The organism is Mesorhizobium sp. LSJC269B00 (assembly GCF_000502815.1).
GTDB lineage: Bacteria > Pseudomonadota > Alphaproteobacteria > Rhizobiales > Rhizobiaceae > Mesorhizobium.
On sequence record NZ_AYVN01000003.1, the window covers coordinates 145,452 to 161,910 of the forward strand.

Annotated in this window: 20 protein-coding genes; 12 read left to right on the plus strand and 8 right to left on the minus strand. The window is 62.8% G+C overall.

Annotated elements, in window-relative coordinates; translation table 11 throughout:
* Positions 1-51 precede the first annotated feature (51 nt).
* The 5 genes from X771_RS156185 to hslV form a co-directional block, all read right to left on the minus strand.
* Positions 52-1,008 carry a DUF1402 family protein gene (locus tag X771_RS156185; protein WP_023687416.1) on the minus strand — a complete coding sequence of 319 codons (957 nt, stop codon included), beginning with the start codon at positions 1,006-1,008 and terminating at the stop codon, positions 52-54.
* 320 nt (positions 1,009-1,328) lie between these two features.
* Positions 1,329-2,642 (minus strand): ATP-dependent protease ATPase subunit HslU, encoded by a 1,314-nt coding sequence (gene hslU / locus X771_RS156180; RefSeq protein WP_023672325.1) that lies wholly within the window; start codon positions 2,640-2,642, stop codon positions 1,329-1,331.
* 1 nt (position 2,643) lies between these two features.
* Positions 2,644-3,246 carry a DUF2585 domain-containing protein gene (locus X771_RS156175; protein ID WP_023687417.1) on the minus strand — a complete coding sequence of 201 codons (603 nt, stop codon included), beginning with the start codon at positions 3,244-3,246 and terminating at the stop codon, positions 2,644-2,646.
* Positions 3,247-3,250: 4 nt separating this feature from the next.
* Entirely contained in the window at positions 3,251-3,778 is a 528-nt protein-coding gene (locus tag X771_RS156170) for a GNAT family N-acetyltransferase (protein WP_023687418.1), read from the minus strand.
* A complete protein-coding gene (gene hslV, locus X771_RS156165; RefSeq protein WP_023672322.1) occupies positions 3,768-4,319 on the minus strand; it encodes an ATP-dependent protease subunit HslV in 552 nt (183 codons plus the stop codon). The genes X771_RS156170 and hslV overlap by 11 nt, the downstream gene beginning before the upstream one ends.
* Positions 4,320-4,556: 237 nt before the next feature.
* Here hslV and hisB point away from each other — a divergent pair, with 237 nt between their 5' ends.
* The 12 genes from hisB to X771_RS156105 all read left to right on the plus strand — a co-directional run bounded on the left by hisB (position 4,557) and on the right by X771_RS156105 (position 13,524).
* Complete coding sequence (hisB, locus tag X771_RS156160; protein ID WP_023687419.1) at positions 4,557-5,156, plus strand: imidazoleglycerol-phosphate dehydratase HisB; 600 nt, start codon at positions 4,557-4,559, stop codon at positions 5,154-5,156.
* A gap of 4 nt (positions 5,157-5,160) precedes the next feature.
* Complete coding sequence (locus X771_RS156155) at positions 5,161-5,637, plus strand: DUF2628 domain-containing protein (RefSeq protein WP_023687420.1); 477 nt, start codon at positions 5,161-5,163, stop codon at positions 5,635-5,637.
* Between the two features lies 1 nt (position 5,638).
* The gene (gene hisH / locus X771_RS156150; protein WP_023687421.1) at positions 5,639-6,289 is read left to right on the plus strand and encodes an imidazole glycerol phosphate synthase subunit HisH; all 651 of its coding nucleotides are present in this window, start codon (positions 5,639-5,641) and stop codon (positions 6,287-6,289) included.
* A 1-nt stretch (position 6,290) separates the two neighbouring features.
* A complete protein-coding gene (locus tag X771_RS156145; protein ID WP_023672318.1) occupies positions 6,291-6,581 on the plus strand; it encodes a DUF1330 domain-containing protein in 291 nt (96 codons plus the stop codon).
* A gap of 3 nt (positions 6,582-6,584) precedes the next feature.
* Positions 6,585-7,331 (plus strand): 1-(5-phosphoribosyl)-5-[(5-phosphoribosylamino)methylideneamino]imidazole-4-carboxamide isomerase, encoded by a 747-nt coding sequence (gene hisA / locus X771_RS156140; RefSeq protein WP_023687422.1) that lies wholly within the window; start codon positions 6,585-6,587, stop codon positions 7,329-7,331.
* Positions 7,328-8,164: an arginase family protein gene (locus X771_RS156135; RefSeq protein ID WP_023672316.1), complete on the plus strand. Its 837-nt coding sequence runs from the start codon at positions 7,328-7,330 to the stop codon at positions 8,162-8,164. Before hisA ends, X771_RS156135 begins: the two co-directional genes overlap by 4 nt.
* Complete coding sequence (hisF, locus tag X771_RS156130; RefSeq protein WP_023687423.1) at positions 8,161-8,967, plus strand: imidazole glycerol phosphate synthase subunit HisF; 807 nt, start codon at positions 8,161-8,163, stop codon at positions 8,965-8,967. Before X771_RS156135 ends, hisF begins: the two co-directional genes overlap by 4 nt.
* A gap of 8 nt (positions 8,968-8,975) precedes the next feature.
* A complete protein-coding gene (locus X771_RS156125; protein ID WP_023681408.1) occupies positions 8,976-9,299 on the plus strand; it encodes a phosphoribosyl-ATP diphosphatase in 324 nt (107 codons plus the stop codon).
* 132 nt (positions 9,300-9,431) lie between these two features.
* A complete protein-coding gene (gene coaA / locus X771_RS156120) occupies positions 9,432-10,391 on the plus strand; it encodes a type I pantothenate kinase (RefSeq protein ID WP_023672313.1) in 960 nt (319 codons plus the stop codon).
* A 72-nt stretch (positions 10,392-10,463) separates the two neighbouring features.
* Positions 10,464-11,501 carry a glycosyltransferase family 2 protein gene (locus tag X771_RS156115; RefSeq protein WP_023687424.1) on the plus strand — a complete coding sequence of 346 codons (1,038 nt, stop codon included), beginning with the start codon at positions 10,464-10,466 and terminating at the stop codon, positions 11,499-11,501.
* Between the two features lie 2 nt (positions 11,502-11,503).
* Positions 11,504-11,953 carry a GtrA family protein gene (locus X771_RS156110; protein WP_050588916.1) on the plus strand — a complete coding sequence of 150 codons (450 nt, stop codon included), beginning with the start codon at positions 11,504-11,506 and terminating at the stop codon, positions 11,951-11,953.
* Positions 11,950-13,524, plus strand: a complete 1,575-nt coding sequence (locus X771_RS156105; protein WP_023687426.1) for a hypothetical protein — start codon at positions 11,950-11,952, stop codon at positions 13,522-13,524. Before X771_RS156110 ends, X771_RS156105 begins: the two co-directional genes overlap by 4 nt.
* Here the strand turns inward: X771_RS156105 and X771_RS156100 are convergent.
* From X771_RS156100 to X771_RS156090, 3 genes are all read right to left on the minus strand, one after another.
* A complete protein-coding gene (locus tag X771_RS156100; protein WP_023687427.1) occupies positions 13,487-14,119 on the minus strand; it encodes an alpha-ketoglutarate-dependent dioxygenase AlkB in 633 nt (210 codons plus the stop codon). The genes X771_RS156105 and X771_RS156100 overlap by 38 nt on opposite strands.
* Before the next feature lie 158 nt (positions 14,120-14,277).
* Positions 14,278-14,712, minus strand: coding sequence for an alternative ribosome rescue aminoacyl-tRNA hydrolase ArfB (arfB, locus tag X771_RS156095; protein ID WP_023672309.1), 435 nt, complete (start codon positions 14,710-14,712; stop codon positions 14,278-14,280).
* An 86-nt stretch (positions 14,713-14,798) separates the two neighbouring features.
* Positions 14,799-16,409: a phosphoenolpyruvate carboxykinase gene (locus tag X771_RS156090; RefSeq protein ID WP_023687428.1), complete on the minus strand. Its 1,611-nt coding sequence runs from the start codon at positions 16,407-16,409 to the stop codon at positions 14,799-14,801.
* Positions 16,410-16,459 lie beyond the last annotated feature (50 nt).

Sequence of the window (16,459 nt, forward strand, 5' to 3'; positions counted from 1 at the left end):
CCGGACCTTTGGTCCGACCTCCCCACAAGGGGGAGGTAAAGGGCCCCAGCCCTAAAACAGCGCCTTCAGCTCGTCCAGCTTGTCGTTGACCAGCCAGCCGTAATAATTCTCCTCGGGCAGTTTGACCGTCTCACCCGCGGCGCGGCGCTTGTCGTTCTCTGCTTTCAGCGCATAGGCGCGCTGCTCGGGATTGCCGACATTGTAGAGCGTGGCGGTCAGCCCCGGATTGCCTGAGATGTCGAAGCCGGCAATGTTTTTGTAGGCGTCGATCGACTTCCTGATCGTCGCTGCGACGTAGGGCAATGTCAGGTCTGGATCCATGATGGTCTTGTAGACCCCATTGGGATCGCCGACATCGAGCTCGGGCAGCCCCGACACCTTGTGCACGAGATCGCTCATCTGCAGCGCGGTCAGCGGGTTGAGCTGGCCGAGGCCAAAGGTCTGGCCGGCATAGTAGGGCTGGAAGAAGGTTGCGCCGAAGCGGTCGTTGGGAAAGCTTGTGCCGCCGACGGTCTTGCCGCGGAAGGAGCGGTTCCACACCTGCTCGCGGCATTCCCACAGGTCGTAGCTGTCCGACATCGTGCACTTCTTGAATTCCGGCCGCTGCACGAAATCGGTGATGTCCTCTCCGTCATAGGCAAAGGACAGCTTGCTGGAGAGGTAGGAAATCGCCTTGACGTAGTAGGTCTGCAGCCGGTCGTAGGCGTCGACATTGTAGGTGTGCTCGCCGACGATGGCGCCGACGATGTGCAAAGGATTGATGCCGTAGGCAGCGGCGGCCTTCCTGATCTTGGCGCGCAGTTCGGCGTCGTTCTGAAGCAAGGCGTAGACCTTGCGGTATTTGGCCTGGAAGGTGGTGTTGGTGGCCTGGGTGCGGCGGCTGGAGGCGCCCGGTATGTCAGGCTGCACGACATTGCGGTTGCCCGCCGGCACCAATGTCGCCGCGTCAGCCGCGAACAGCGTCGCCGCCAGCGTCAAGCCGAGAATGACAAGGATCAGTTTTTTCATGCGCCGCCGCCCAAGCAATTCCAGGAAAAGTGTGAAACGGTTTTCCGTCCGGAATTGCGTCTAGAGAATTGCCGCGCAAATTAGGGAGTGCTCCGGGTTGAGTCGAGAGCGCCCTTGCAGCCGGCAAGACGAAAGGTGGCCCGATGATACCATCCGGCCACACATCAACCTGTTAGCCGGATTGTTGCCTAAGCATCGGCCCAAAGATCCAAACCGATTTTTGGGCCGATGCGTCGATTCAATACTGCTAGAGCGACCTTTGCGTGTCCAAAGGACGCGCGGCGCTCTAATACCGGCGCCGGATGAACCGGCGCCCTCGTTTAAAGGATGAATCGCGACAAATCTGTGTTTCGCGAGAGGTCGCCGACATGCTTTTCCACATAGGCGGCATCGATGGCGACGCTGGTGCCGTTGCGGTCGGGCGCGTCGTAGGAGATCTCGTCCAGCACGCGCTCCATCACCGTCTGCAGGCGTCTCGCTCCGATGTTTTCGACGCTAGCGTTGAGGTCGACAGCGATGCCGGCCAGCGAATCGATGGCATCGTCGGTGAAGGTGAGGTCGACGCCTTCGGTCTTCATCAGCGCGATATACTGCTTGATGAGGCTGGCCTCGGTCTCGGTGAGGATGCGAATGAAATCGTCCTTCTCCAGCGCCCGCAACTCGACACGGATCGGCAGGCGGCCCTGCAATTCCGGCAACAGGTCGGACGGCTTGGAGACATGGAAGGCGCCCGAGGCGATGAACAGTATGTGGTCGGTCTTCAACGGTCCGTATTTGGTCGCCACCGTCGTGCCTTCGATCAGCGGCAGCAGGTCGCGCTGCACGCCTTCGCGCGAGACGCCGGCGCCCATGCCGCCTTCGCGCGAGGCGATCTTGTCGATCTCGTCGAGGAAGACGATGCCGTCATTTTCGGTCGCGTCGAGCGCCCGGCGCACCACCTCGTCCTGGTCGAGCAGCTTGTCGGACTCGTCGTTGACCAACAGCGCGTAGGACTCCTTGACCGTCGTCTTGCGCGCCTTGGTCTTCTTGCCACCCATCGCCTTCGACAGCATGTCGTTGATGTTGAGCACGCCGATATTAGCGCCCGGCATGCCGGGGATCTCGAAGCCGGGCATGCCGCCGGTGCCGGTGTCGGCAACCTCGATCTCGATCTCCTTGTCATCGAGCTCGCCGTCGCGCAGCTTCTTGCGGAAGGAATCGCGGGTCGCCGGGCTCGCCGTCTTGCCGACCAGGGCTTCCAGCACGCGCTCCTCGGCATTGAGGTGCGCGCGCGCCTTCACGTCCTCGCGCATCTTCTCGCGCACCAGGCCGATGGCGATCTCGACCAGGTCGCGGATGATCTGCTCGACATCGCGGCCGACATAGCCGACTTCGGTGAACTTGGTGGCCTCGACCTTGACGAAGGGCGCACCGGCGAGTCGCGCCAGGCGGCGCGAGATCTCGGTCTTGCCGACGCCGGTCGGGCCGATCATCAGGATGTTCTTCGGCATCACCTCTTCGCGCATCTGGCCTTCCAGCTGCTGGCGGCGCCAGCGGTTGCGCAAGGCAATGGCCACGGCGCGCTTGGCGTCCTTCTGGCCGATGATGAAGCGGTCGAGTTCCGAAACGATTTCACGGGGAGAGAAGGTGGTCATATCACTGAATTCCACTTTGCCACTGCTTGATGGACTCGAACGGATGCAGCAGCATGATCACGTTGAGCGTCAGATTGTCCCGGATGAGGTAGCCGACACCCAGTTCGAAGATGAGGGCGAGGCCGACGATGCTCCATATAGGTAGCTTTCGCGCCATCACAAATCCCAGCACCATGGCCAGCGTGTCGGACACCGAATTGATGATGCTATCGCCATAGTAATCCAGCGAAATGGTGCCGGCGCGGTAGCGCTCGATGATGAACGGGCTGTTTTCCAGGAGTTCCCAGCCGCCCTCGATGACGACGGCGAAAGCCAGGCGCAGACCGATTGGCGAGCGCGGGAACAGGAACCAGGCCAAGGCGTAGAACAGGAAGCCGTGGATGATGTGCGAGAAGGTGTACCAGTCAGAAATATGCTGGGAATTCTCCGAACTGTTCACCACACCGTGCCAGAGTTTGACGTAACCGCAGGTGCAGATCGGCGTGCGGCCCATGCCGTAAAGCGCCCCGGCTTGGAAGATGAGCAGAGCGAGCACGAGCAGAAGCCCCATCCGCCAGCTGTCTTCGTAGGCCGAGTAATTTTTGGCAGTGCCCGGTGTCGCCATCAACTCATTCCCCTTCTTCCGCGTCGCTGTCTTTGGCATCGACAGCCATCAGCACGACGTCCCCATATCTAGAGTGTCTGCGACCGATAGCCCTGAAGCCCGCCTTTTCATAGGCGCGGATGGCGCGGCCATTGTCGGGATGCGGATCGATTATGACGCGCGGCGCGCCTTCCTCGAACAATTGCTCGACGAATTGCCTGACGATCGCCGAGCCATGACCTTTGCCGACCAGGTCCGGCACGCCGATCGACAGGTCGATGCCGAGCGTGCCGAACGGCTGGTCGGCATAGGGATGGCCGTCTTCCAGATGCGGATCGTAGCTCTGCAGATAGGCGATCGGCCTGCCGTCGAGCTCGACGATCAGCGGCTCTACAGAAATAGAGTCGATGTGCTCCCCGATTTCGGCGATTTCCGTCTCCGGATCGTCCCACCATTCGGCGACATGCGGCTCGGCCAGCCAGCCGGCGATCATCGGCAGGTCTTTTTCTGTAACCGGTCGAAAATTATAGAGCACCGGCGGGTTAGCCGGCATCGAGCGTTTCGACAACAAAGTTGTTGTTGGTGTAGACGCAAATGTCGGAGGCGATCTGCATCGCCTTGCGGGCGATCTCCTCGGCATCCTTGTCGCTATCCATCAGCGCGCGGGCAGCGGCCAGCGCATAGTTGCCGCCGGAACCGATGGCCATGACGCCGAATTCGGGCTCCAGCACGTCGCCGGTGCCGGTGAGCGCCAGCGAAACCGACTTGTCGGCCACCAGCATCATCGCTTCCAGCCGGCGCAGATAACGGTCGGTGCGCCAGTCCTTGGCGAGCTCGACGCAGGCGCGCGTCAACTGGTCCGGATATTGTTCGAGCTTGGCTTCCAGCCGCTCCAAAAGGGTGAAGGCGTCCGCCGTGGCGCCGGCGAAACCGGCAATGACATTGCCGCCCTTGCCGATGCGGCGCACCTTTTTGGCGTTGCCTTTCATGATGGTCTGGCCAAGGCTGACTTGGCCGTCGCCGGCGATCACCACCTTGTTGCCCTTGCGCACCGTCACGATGGTCGTGGCGTGCATGCTCAGTTCATTCGACATTTTTAGCTCCGATTCGCGCGATCCCGATAAGGCGATTGGCGCGCGGTACGAGTGATTTCGATCGGCCATATGTATGCATGGGGCGGGTGATTGCAAACGGCGTCCGCCATGGCCGGTGGCTGTCCGCATCGCAACTGGCAATCGCCGGTTCATGCTGCTAGAAGGCACTCGTTTTCAAGCAAATGACAGCTTGGAACCCCGTCTTGAGTTTCGAACCCCTCAGCCAAGGACAAGGTCATGGCGTCCCGTTCCGCCGAAGTCAGCCGCAAGACCAAGGAAACCGAGATCAGCGTCTCGGTCGATGTCGACGGCACCGGAAAATCCGACATGTCGAGCGGCGTCGGCTTCTTCGACCACATGCTGGACCAGCTGTCGCGCCACTCGCTGATCGACATCACGCTGAAGGCCAAGGGCGACCTGCACATTGACGACCACCACACGGTCGAGGACACCGGCATTGCGATCGGCCAGGCGCTGGCCAAGGCGCTGGGCGAGCGACGCGGCATCATGCGCTACGCCTCTGTCGACCTTGCTATGGACGAGACGCTGACGCGGGCCGCGATCGACGTGTCGGGCCGTCCGTTCCTGGTCTGGAATGTCGCCTTCTCGTCGCCCAAGATCGGCACGTTCGACACCGAACTGGTGCGTGAATTCTTCCAGGCGCTGGCGCAGAATGCCGGCATCACGCTGCATGTCACCAACCATTATGGCGCCAACAATCACCATATTGCCGAGACCTGCTTCAAGGCGGTGGCGCGCGCGCTGCGTTTCGCACTGGAGCGCGACCCGCGCCAGCCGGAAGCGGTTCCCTCCACCAAGGGATCTCTGAAAGGGTAGGCTGATGGCCATCTATGTCGTGATGGAACCGCCAGGCCGCACCGAGGCGGCCGACGCAACCATTTTTGTCCGCGACGGTTTTTCCTGGCTGGCTTTCCTGGTGGCGCCGCTGTGGCTCGCCTGGCACCGGCTTTGGATCGAGGCCGCGCTCGCCTTCGTCGCCATGGGGCTCATCTCGGTGCTCGGCCAATGGCTGGGACTGGACTGGGCCGGCTCCGCACTGTCTTTACTGGTCTCGCTCTATATCGGGCTGGAAGGCCAAGGGTTGCGGCTCGCAGCCCTTCGCCGCCGCGGCTGGCATGAATGGGGCGTCATCGAAGCCGACAATCCTGATGAAGCCGACATTCGCCAGACGCTGGATGCCGAGGCGCTCGCCGATGAGCCGGCGCCGCTGCCGCGCATCGTGCCGGAAGCCAGCCTTGCCCGACCGGCTCAGATCGGGCTGACGCTGGGCCTGAGCCATACGCCGGGAAAAGCCTGAGATGCGGGTTGCCATCATCGATTACGGGTCGGGCAATCTGCGCTCGGCCACCAAGGCCTTCGAGCGCGCCGCGCATGAAGCCGGCATTGCGGCTGCCATCGAGCTGACCGCCGATGCCGAGCGTGTGCGCAGCGCCGACCGCATCGTTTTGCCCGGCGTCGGCGCCTATGCCGATTGCGCGGCGGGCCTGCGCGGCGTCGCCGGCATGTGGGAAGCGGTGGAAGAGGTAGCGATCGCCAAGGCGCGGCCGTTCCTCGGCATCTGCGTCGGCATGCAGCTGATGTCGGAGCGCGGCCTGGAAAAGACCGTGACCAAGGGCTTCGGCTGGATTGCCGGCGACGTCGAGGAGATCACGCCCGCCGATCCGGCACTGAAGATCCCGCAAATCGGCTGGAACACCATCGATCTGGAGCGCAAGCACCCGCTGTTTTCGGGTATTGCGACCGGGCCTAAGGGTCTGCACGCCTATTTCGTTCATTCCTACCATCTCGACGCGACAAGGCCGGACGAAGTGCTGGCCGTCGCCGACTATGGCGGCCCGGTAACGGCGGCGGTCGCGCGCGGTAACCTTGCCGGCACGCAATTCCATCCGGAAAAGAGCCAGGCGCTCGGCCTGGCACTGATCACCAACTTCCTGCGCTGGAGGCCTTGAGATGAGCAAGAAGGGCTACTGGATGGCGATGGTCGATGTGACCGATCCGGAAAACTATCCGAAATACATCGCCGCCAACAAAGCGGCGTTCGACAAATACGGCGCGAAATTCCTGACGCGAGGCGGTCAGTCGTCAAGCCCGGAAGGGCCATCCGGCAATCGCCATGTGATCGTCGAGTTCGAAAGCTACGAGGTCGCGCTGGCTTGCTTCCATTCCCCCGAATACCAGGCAGCGCTGAAATTCCGGCGCGCTTATTCGACCTCGCATTTCGCCATTGTGGAAGGGGTCTGAACGGTGATCCTGTTTCCGGCCATCGATCTCAAGGACGGCAAGTGCGTGCGGCTGAAGCACGGCGATATGGCGACCGCGACCATCTACAATGACGACCCTGCGGCCCAGGCCAAGGCCTTCGAGGACCAGGGTTTTGATTGGCTGCACGTCGTCGACCTCAATGGCGCGTTCAAAGGCCAAAGCGTCAACAGCGCGGCGGTCGGCGCCATCCTCAAGGCGACGAAAAACCCGGTGCAGCTCGGCGGCGGCATCCGCACGCTGGCGCAGATCGAGGACTGGCTCGACCGCGGGCTGGCCCGCGTCATCCTCGGCACGGTGGCGGTGCGCGATCCCGACCTGGTCCGGGAAGCCTGCAAGGAATTTCCTGGAAAGATCGCCGTGGGCATCGACGCCAAGGGCGGCAAGGTGGCGGTCGAAGGCTGGGCCGAGGCCTCCAGCCTCGGCGTCATCGAACTGGCGCAGAAATTCGAAGGCGCCGGCGTTGCCGCCATCATCTACACCGACATCGACCGCGACGGCGTTCTGACCGGCATCAACTGGGACGCCACGATCGATCTCGCCGACGCGGTGTCGATCCCGGTCATCGCCTCGGGCGGGCTGGCCTCGATCGCCGACATCGTGCGCATGACCATGCCCGACGCGAAGAAACTGGAAGGCGCCATCTCCGGCCGCGCGCTCTATGACGGGCGTATCGACCCGGCCGAGGCGCTTGCGGTGCTGCAGGGCAAGGCGATGGAGACCCGGCCGTGAAAATCTCCATCATCCTGGCATCCTATGACAGCGGCCACTATCACGGCGGCATGGGCCGAGGCCCGGATGCACTCATCGCCGGCGGGCTTGTCGACGCGCTGACGCTCTCCGGGCACGACGTCGTCGTCACCGATATCGGCAGGGTTGGCGACGAACAGCAGCGCGAGATCGCCACCGGCTTTGCCGTGTGCGGTGCCCTCTCCGGCGAGGTCCGCATCGCCATAGACCGCGGCCGGTTTCCCATCGTGCTGGCCGGCAATTGCCTGACATCGGCCGGTGCGGTTGCCGGCGAGGATGCCGATGCGATCATCTGGGCCGACCAGCATGGCGATCTCAACACCCCGGAGACGTCCATCTTCGGCTTTCTCGATGGCATGGCGCTGGCCACGGTTCTCGGCCTGTGCTGGAAGCCGATGGCCTCGGCCATCCCCGGCTTCAGGCCGATCGATCCGGCGCGCTGCGTGCTGGTCAACGCGCGCGATCTCGATCCGGCCGAAACGGAGCTGTTGAAGACGTTGCCGGTCATCCGCACCGAATGCCCGGACTGGGCCACGGCGTGCGGCAGGCTGAAGGCGCCGGATGCGAAGCGGGTGCACCTGCATCTCGATCTCGACGTGCACGACCCCGGGGCGCTGCAGGCCAACCGTTACACCACGCCCGGCGGCCCGGAGCCGAAACAGCTGCGCCAGGCTGTCTGCGGCATGGCCGGCCTGCTGCCGATTTCCGGCATCACCATTTCCGCCTACGATCCGGCGTTCGATGCGCAGGCCGAGGTTCCGCCGCTGGTCGGCGAACTGCTCAGCGAGTTGCTGGCGACGATGGAGAAGGGCTGATGCTGAAGGCCCGAGTCATCCCTTGCCTCGACGTCAAGAACGGCCGCGTCGTCAAGGGCGTCAATTTCGTCGACCTCATCGATGCCGGTGATCCGGTCGAGGCGGCCAAAGCCTATGACGCGGCCGGCGCTGACGAGCTTTGCTTTCTCGATATCACCGCGTCGTCCGACAACCGTGAAACCATCTTCGACGTCGTCGCCCGCACCGCCGAACAATGCTTCATGCCGCTGACCGTCGGCGGCGGCGTGCGCCAGGTGGCCGATATTCGCAAACTGTTGCTGGCCGGCGCCGACAAGGTGTCGATCAACACTGCGGCGGTGAAGAACCCCGATTTCGTCGCGGAAGCCGCCGACAAGTTCGGCAACCAGTGCATTGTCGTCGCCATCGACGCCAAGAAGGTGTCGGCACCCAATGAAGCCGACCGCTGGGAGATCTTCACCCATGGCGGCCGTGAAAAGACCGGCATCGATGCGGTCGAGTTTGCGCGAAAAATGGTCGATCGCGGCGCCGGCGAGATTCTTTTGACCTCGATGGACCGTGACGGCACCAAGGCCGGTTACGACATTGCGCTGACCCGCGCGATAGCGGATGCGGTGCGCGCGCCGGTGATCGCGTCGGGCGGCGTCGGCACGCTCGATCATCTGGTCGAGGGCATTCGCGACGGCCATGCCGGCGCCGTGCTCGCCGCCTCGATCTTCCATTTCGGCACTTACACGATTACGGAAGCCAAGGCGCATATGGCCGAGGCCGGGCTGCCGATGCGGCTGGACTATCCGGTTCAATCCACTCCACAAAGGCTGTAGACTGCGCCATGGCTGAATTTTCGCTGTCCGATCTGGAAACGATCATTGGCGAACGCGCCCGTTCCGGCGACCCGGACTCGTGGACGGCAAAACTGTTCGCCAAAGGCATCGACAAGGCGGCGCAGAAGCTTGGTGAAGAGGCAGTCGAGACCGTCATTGCCGCCGTCAAGGGCGACGAGAAAGCCCTCGTTTCCGAAAGTGCCGATCTCATATATCATTGGCTCGTCGTGCTTGGCATGGCCGGCGTTTCGCTGGGCGAGGTGCTGAAGGAGCTTGAGGGCCGCACCGGCCGTTCGGGCGTCACTGAAAAGGCATCCCGGCCGAAAGGCTGACCGCGAGAGCCGGATGATTTCGGGCCGAGGCCTTAAATCTGAATCCGTCTCTAAATTGATAGAGGGAGCATGATGTCGCCCGAAAACCGCTTCACACTTTTCGGCCTCATGCTCTAGAGGGCAGGAAACTCGATGGACCAGCTCGCTCCGACCGAGAAATATTCCCCCTATCGTTTCTTCTCGGCCGAGCAATGGTCGAACTTCCGCGCCGACACGCCGATGACGCTGGGCGAAGACGAGATCAACCGTCTGCGCTCACTGAACGATCCGGTCGACCTGGAAGAAGTCAAGCGCATCTATCTGTCGCTCTCGCGGCTGCTTTCGGCGCATGTCGAGGCCAGCCAGTTGCTGTTTCGCCAGCGCCAGGCCTTCTTCAACGCGCTGGATGTGGTCAAGACACCGTTCATCATCGGCATTGCCGGTTCGGTTGCGGTCGGCAAATCGACCACGGCGCGCGTGCTGAAGGAGCTTCTGGCGCGCTGGCCGTCGAGCCCCAAGGTCGATCTCATCACTACCGACGGGTTCCTGTTGCCCAACAAGGTGTTGCGACGCGACAATCTGATGGAGCGCAAGGGCTTTCCCGACAGCTACGATGTCGGTGCGCTGCTGCGTTTCCTCTCGGGCATCAAGTCGGCGCAGCGCAATGTCCGCGCGCCCGTCTATTCGCATTTGACCTATGACGTCATTCCCGGCGAGTTCGTCACCATCGACCGGCCCGACATTCTGATCTTCGAAGGCATCAACGTTCTGCAGCCCGGCAAATTGCCGAAGGACGGCAAGATCGTGCCGTTCCTGTCGGATTTCTTCGATTTCGCCATTTATATCGACGCCGACGAAAAGCTGATCCACCAATGGTACATCGCCCGCTTCATGCGGCTGCGCGAGACGGCCTTCCGCAATCCGGACTCCTTCTTCCACCGCTATTCGCAGCTTTCGGAAGACGCCGCGCGCGCCATTGCGGAAGGCTTGTGGGCCAACATCAACCTGAAAAACCTGCGCGAGAACATCGTGCCGACACGGGCGCGCGCCGACCTCATCCTGCGCAAGGGCGCCAATCATTTGGTCGAGGAAGTGGCGCTCAGGAAACTGTGACGACTGGGTTAACGGCGCCTTAGGCAATCCCGGCTAGTTTTTGCTGCAATTCCAGCGGGTCGGGAGCAAGCGGTGATCAATGCGAGCGATGCCGGGGGCCGCCAAGCCCCGGTCTATTCTCTGGTCATTCCGATCTTTAACGAGGAAGCGGTGCTACCGCTGCTGGTGCGGCGGATCCGCATGCTGCTGGACGCGCTGGACGGCCGTGCCGAAGCGATTTTCATCGACGATGGCAGCCGCGACACCAGCCTCATCTTCCTGCGCGGCATGGTTGCCGAAGACGACCGCTTCCGGCTGATCGAGCTGTCGCGCAATTTCGGCCACCAGATCGCCATCACGGCCGGCATGGATGCTGCCGCCGGGGACGCCGTCATCGTCATGGATGCCGACCTGCAGGACCCGCCGGAGGTGGTGCTCGATCTCGTCGCCAAGTGGAAAGAAGGCTACGAGATCGTCTACGCGCGGCGCATCCGGCGCGAGGGCGAAACCTGGTTCAAGCGGGTCAGCGCCAATCTGTTCTATCGCGCGCTCGAGCAGATGACCTCCGTCAGCATTCCGCGCGATGTCGGCGATTTCCGCCTCGTCGGCCGCAAGGCGCTCGAGACTTTCAAACGCATGCCCGAGCGTGACCGCTTCGTGCGCGGCATGTTCGGCTGGATGGGTTTCAAGCAGACCGCCGTGCCGTTCGAGAGGCCGACGCGGGCAGCAGGCGAAACCAAATATCCGTTCTGGAAGATGGTGCGGCTGGCCGTGCACGGTATCATCAGCTTTTCCGAAAAGCCGCTGCGGCTGGCGCTGTGGGCGGGTCTGGCCATTTCCGGCCTCGCCGCCCTGCTTGGGCTCTACGCGGTGTTTTCCTGGCTTTTTGTCAGCGGCGTCGTCCATGGCTGGACATCGACGGTGGTGATCATTTCCTTCCTGTCAGGCATCAATCTGCTGATGACCGGCGTCATCGGCCTTTATGTTGGCGGCATTCATGCCGAGGTGAAACGGCGGCCGCTTTACGTCGTCGACCGGCTGACCGGCTTCGAGGAAGCGATCGCCGCCATCAGCAATTCCCAGACGTCGAAAAAGACGCCGCCCGCGACGCACGAACGCCGGTTCGGTTGACTGTGCGCCAGGCGGTCAACGATCCTTTGCCCGGCTACCGGTTCTGGTCATGGGCCATGGGCCGTTCGGAGCCGGCGCGAATCCTGCGGTTTGCTGCAATCGGCGGCGTATCGACCCTGATCTACGCCGTGCTGACCTTGGCCCTTTCGGCTCTGCATGGCTTTGGCAGGCCTGCGACAATCGCCTCGGTCGCTGGCTATGGCGCCGGCGCGGTGTTCTCCTATTGCGGGCATCGCTTCGTGACGTTCATGTCGGACGGCTCGATTGGCTTCGAGATCGTCCGCTTCGCCTGCGCCACGGCGATCGGGTTTCTGCTCTCGGTCGGGCTGGCTATGATCCTTACCGACGTAGCTGGACTGCCGCCATTGGTGCCAGTGGCAATCGCTTCCATCCTGGTTCCGGTCCTGAACTTCATTATCCTGCGCAAATTCGTCTTCGTGGCGGCCAGATGAGTACGGAGATCCGCACTTCGCTCATCGAGAGATCCGCCCTGACTTCGGCCCAGGGCAGCTCGCGAACGCTGCCACCGACCAGGATCATCTGCCTGCTCGTGCTGGTGGCGGCCGTGCCCTGGCAGATGCGCTGGGGCGTCATACCCGACACCAGTTGGGCAATCACCATGTCCGAGAAGGTGCTTGCCGGCTCACGGCTCTATGTGGATCTCTTCGAGGTCAATCCGCCGTTCACGCCGTGGATGTTCATGCCGGCCGTGGCCTTGGCGCACTCTCTCGGCATTTCGCCGGAAGTCGTCATTCATCTCTATGCCTATACGATCTGCCTGCTGGGTCTCGGCATTGCCGCGCGGATCGCCAGATTGGCCGGCTTTGCCGAGAACCATGTGCTGTTCTCGATGCTGCCGCTGTTTCTGGCACTGCTGATCATTCTTCCGGGCAACGCTTTCAGCGAGCGGGAACATCTGGGCATCGCCATGTTTCTGCCGTTGCTGGTGTTGATGGCTTGGCGCGCCGCGCCGACGGAAGGGCGCACGCCGAGCTTGTCGATAGCGGCATTGGCCGGCCTTTGTGGCAGCGTCCTGGTGCTGGTGAAACCCTATTATGCGCTGATGGTGCTGGTTCCGGCGCTGTACGTGGCCTTTCAGCGCCGGTCGATCTGGTCGCTCTTCCGCATCGAATACTGGGTAATCGGCTTGGTCTGCGTCGCCTATCTCGTCGCCGTGCTGTACTTTTATCCAGAGTTCCTCAACACCATCTATCCGGTGCTGACCGACACCTATATGCGGCTGCGGGTGGTGCAAGCGCTGTTGGTCAAGTATGCACCAGCCTATCTCATCGCTCTCTACATGTTGCGCTCGCTTCGGCCGGGCCTCGCCCTGTCGCCGATGATCGTGGTGTTCGTCCTGGCGTCATTGGCCGCCACCGTGCCTCTCGTCTACCAGGCCAAGGGCTGGCCCTATCATGCATTCCCGGCGATCAGCCTGATAGCGGCGGCGTTGCTACTCAGAGCCATCCAGATTGACCCGGCGAGGCAATCGCTATCGGGCATGGGGCTGGCGCGGATGCTTTTGCTTGCCGCCACCATTTTGGCCAATGCTGTCCCCTTCTGGCCCAGCCAGAACCCCAGCGCCGATTTCGTCGCGACGATAAATGCCGCGGTAGACCATCCGAAGGTCGCGCTCATAGGTTCGGACATTGCGGCGGGCCATCCGCTGACGCGAATGGTCGGCGGGAGCTGGATCTCGACGTACTGCAGCGATTGGCTCGGGGGATTTGCTACCTATTTCGCGAAGGTCGAGGCGCAAAGCGGCAACGAGGCGGGGGCCGAACACTACAAGCGGATCACCGATCGCTACATCGATGACAAGGTTGCCCAACTCGAAACCAACCAGCCATCGCTGGTCATTGTGCAGAAGGAGGACATCTTGTGGCTGACCGAGCTTTCCGGCCGGCAGGATTTCGTCCGCTTCATGCAACACTATCGCCAGATCGCGGAGGACGATACGTTGAGGGTCCTTGTTCGCGACGACTTTAGCCGGGCTCCGTCACCCGCCGCAGCGTCAGATTGATCCGGCCGCCATTTTTCAGCAGCGCCGAGGTCGACGGATAAATCCGGTCGACGCCGTGGAAGCAGAGCCGGCCTTCGCCGCCGAGCACGACGACGTCGCCGCTTTTCAGGCGGAACGATTTGGTACCGCCGTCGCGTGTGGCCCCCCTGCCCGTCACTTGGCCGACCCGGAACAGGCAATCGTCGCCAAGTGACACCGAGACCACAGGCGCCGAAAAATCGGCTTCGTCGCGATCCTGGTGCAGGCCCATTTTGGCGCCCTGCGTATAGAAATTGACCAGGCAGGCCTCCGGCGGATTCGGATAGGCGGCGACCTCCCGCCACAATTGCAGCAGCGCGTCCGGGATCGGCGGCCATGGCTCTCCGGTGAGTGGGTGCGTTGGCTGGTAGCGATAACCCAGTTCCTTGTCGGTGACCCAGCCGAGCGTGCCGCAATTGGTCATGCGCACGCTCATCTCCTTGCCGGTCCGCGGCATCGCCGGCACGTACAGCGGCGCCCGCTGTACAATTGTCCTCACCTCTTCCACCAGCGCTTCCTGCGCCGCGCGGGACAGATAACCAGGCATATGGCGGACGCCTTTGGGCAGAACGAGCATGACTTCGCCTCCGGTTGATACTGAAACCATGCCACCGCCAATCAGAAACGGCGACCCGAAAGCCACCGTTGTCGGCCTCCCTTGCTGTGGCAATGGTGAAACCTTGCGTCTGCGGTTCCGAAGGGGAGGCCGCTTTATGCACGCAGTCGGCGCGGTCCTTAGTCGTTCTCTACCCGGCCGCGCAGCTTTTTGATCGTGCCGCGCCCTGCCTTGCTTTGCAGCCGCCGCTCCACCGAGCCTTTCGACGGCCTGGTCTTCTTGCGCGGCGGCGGCGGCGGTTCCGCGGCCTTGGCGACCAGCGCCGTCAGCCTTGCCCGGGCATCGGCCCGGTTCTGCTCCTGGGTGCGGAAGCGGCCGGCCTCGATGACGATGACGCCGTCCTTGGTGGCGCGCTGGCCGGCGAGCTTGATCGTGCGCGCGCGCACGCGTTCGGACAGGCCAGCCGCATTGGCGGCGTCGAAGCGCAACTGGACCGCGGTCGCCACCTTGTTGACGTTCTGGCCGCCGGGACCCGACGAACGGATGAAATCCTCGTGCAGGTCGCCCGGATGGATTACGGCTTCGTCTGATATGATGATGTCGTCGATAGGCATGTCGCAGTCATGGCGCGGCGGACCAAAAAAGAAAAGGCCCGATCGAGACCGCGCCTTTCAAGGATGCTTCGGTGAAGACGCCTCGACTATTCCGCAGCTTCCTGCAGGCGGGGTGCTGCGCCGAGCACGACGGCATCGACATGGCTCTCGAATTTCTCGAAGTTGACGGCGAACATGCCGACCAATCGCGCTGCCTGCCGGTCATAGGCTGCCTTGTCGGCCCAGGTCGAACGCGGGTCGAGAATGGCGCTCTCGACGCCAGGCACAGCAACCGGCACCTCGAAGCCGAAATTGGCGTCGGTGCGGAAACCGGACGCCTTCAGCGAACCGTCAAGCGCTGCGGCCAGCAAGGCGCGCGTCGCCTTGATCGGCATGCGCTTGCCGGTGCCGTAGGCGCCGCCGGTCCAGCCGGTGTTGACCAGCCAGCAATCGGCGCCGTGGCGGGCGATCAGCTCACGCAGCAGATTGCCGTATTCCTTGGGGTGGCGCGGCATGAACGGGGCGCCGAAGCAGGTCGAGAAGGTCGCTTCCGGCTCGGTAACGCCCTTCTCGGTGCCGGCCACCTTGGCGGTGTAGCCGGAGAGGAAGTGATACATCGCCTGCGCCGGGGTCAGCCGTGCGATCGGCGGCATGATGCCGAAGGCATCGGCGGTCAGCATGATGATGTTTTTCGGGTGGCTGGCCCGTCCGCTCTTCGAGGCATTGGGGATGAAATCCAGCGGATAGGCGCAGCGCGTGTTTTCGGTGAGCCGGCCGTCGTTGAAGTCCGGCACGCGGTCGGCGTCGAGCACGACATTTTCCAGCACCGTGCCGAAGCGCTGCGTGGTGGCGAAAATCTCCGGCTCGGCCTCGGCCGACAGCCGGATCGTCTTGGCGTAGCAGCCGCCTTCGAAGTTGAAGATGCCGTGCGGTCCCCAGCCGTGCTCGTCGTCGCCGATGAGCGTACGTGACGGATCGGCCGACAGCGTCGTCTTGCCCGTCCCGGAAAGCCCGAAGAAGATCGCCGCGTCGCCGGCCGGGCCCTCATTGGCCGAGCAGTGCATGGGCATGACGGCCTTTTCCGGCAGCAGATAGTTCAGCATGGTGAACACCGACTTCTTCATCTCGCCGGCATAGGAGGTGCCGCCGATCAGAACGATCTTGCGGGTGAGATCGACCGCAATCACCGTATCGGTGCGGCTGCCGTGACGGGCCGGATCGGCGCGGAAGGACGGCAGGTCGATGATCGTCATCTCCGGCACGAAATCCTCGAGTTCGGCGGCCTGCGGGCGGATCAAAAGATTGCGGATGAACAGCGAGTGCCAGGCGAATTCGGTGATGATCCGCGTCGGCAGCTTCAGCTCGGCATCAGCGCCGCCGATCAGGTCCTGGACATAAAGGTCCCTGTCGGCCGCATGGGCAAGGAAATCGGCAAGCAATGTTTCGAACTGAGCCGGCGAAATCGCCTTGTTGTTATCCCACCAGATATGCGGCTCGGTGGCACTGTCGCGGACGACAAACTTGTCCCTGGGCGAGCGGCCGGTGTGCTGGCCGGTCTCGGCAAGCAGCGCGCCATGCGCGGTCAGCCTTGCCTCGCCACGGCGGATCGCGTCCTCGTACAGCGCGGCGGCACCGAAATTATAACGCACCGTTCCGGTAGTTTTCAGTCCGATGCGATCGATCGCGCAGGCGGAATTGCGTTTGCCGACTTCCGACATCAAGGGTCCCTTCTTCTGGAATCGCCGCACTTTGCCGTCGTATTTCCGGC

Bases quoted from the DNA above. Each gene is read 5' to 3' on its own strand.
- X771_RS156105 (WP_023687426.1), top strand. From the start codon at position 11,950: ATGAGTACGGAGATCCGCACTTCGCTCATCGAGAGATCCGCCCTGACT.
- X771_RS156185 (WP_023687416.1), bottom strand. From the start codon at position 1,008: ATGAAAAAACTGATCCTTGTCATTCTCGGCTTGACGCTGGCGGCGACG.
- X771_RS156125 (WP_023681408.1), top strand. From the start codon at position 8,976: ATGGCTGAATTTTCGCTGTCCGATCTGGAAACGATCATTGGCGAACGC.
- arfB (WP_023672309.1), bottom strand. From the start codon at position 14,712: ATGCCTATCGACGACATCATCATATCAGACGAAGCCGTAATCCATCCG.
- coaA (WP_023672313.1), top strand. From the start codon at position 9,432: ATGGACCAGCTCGCTCCGACCGAGAAATATTCCCCCTATCGTTTCTTC.
- X771_RS156175 (WP_023687417.1), bottom strand. From the start codon at position 3,246: ATGGCGACACCGGGCACTGCCAAAAATTACTCGGCCTACGAAGACAGC.
- hisH (WP_023687421.1), top strand. From the start codon at position 5,639: ATGCGGGTTGCCATCATCGATTACGGGTCGGGCAATCTGCGCTCGGCC.
- X771_RS156145 (WP_023672318.1), top strand. From the start codon at position 6,291: ATGAGCAAGAAGGGCTACTGGATGGCGATGGTCGATGTGACCGATCCG.
- X771_RS156090 (WP_023687428.1), bottom strand. From the start codon at position 16,409: ATGTCGGAAGTCGGCAAACGCAATTCCGCCTGCGCGATCGATCGCATC.
- X771_RS156155 (WP_023687420.1), top strand. From the start codon at position 5,161: ATGGCCATCTATGTCGTGATGGAACCGCCAGGCCGCACCGAGGCGGCC.
- X771_RS156170 (WP_023687418.1), bottom strand. From the start codon at position 3,778: ATGCCGGCTAACCCGCCGGTGCTCTATAATTTTCGACCGGTTACAGAA.
- hslV (WP_023672322.1), bottom strand. From the start codon at position 4,319: ATGTCGAATGAACTGAGCATGCACGCCACGACCATCGTGACGGTGCGC.
- X771_RS156100 (WP_023687427.1), bottom strand. From the start codon at position 14,119: ATGCTCGTTCTGCCCAAAGGCGTCCGCCATATGCCTGGTTATCTGTCC.
- hisB (WP_023687419.1), top strand. From the start codon at position 4,557: ATGGCGTCCCGTTCCGCCGAAGTCAGCCGCAAGACCAAGGAAACCGAG.
- hslU (WP_023672325.1), bottom strand. From the start codon at position 2,642: ATGACCACCTTCTCTCCCCGTGAAATCGTTTCGGAACTCGACCGCTTC.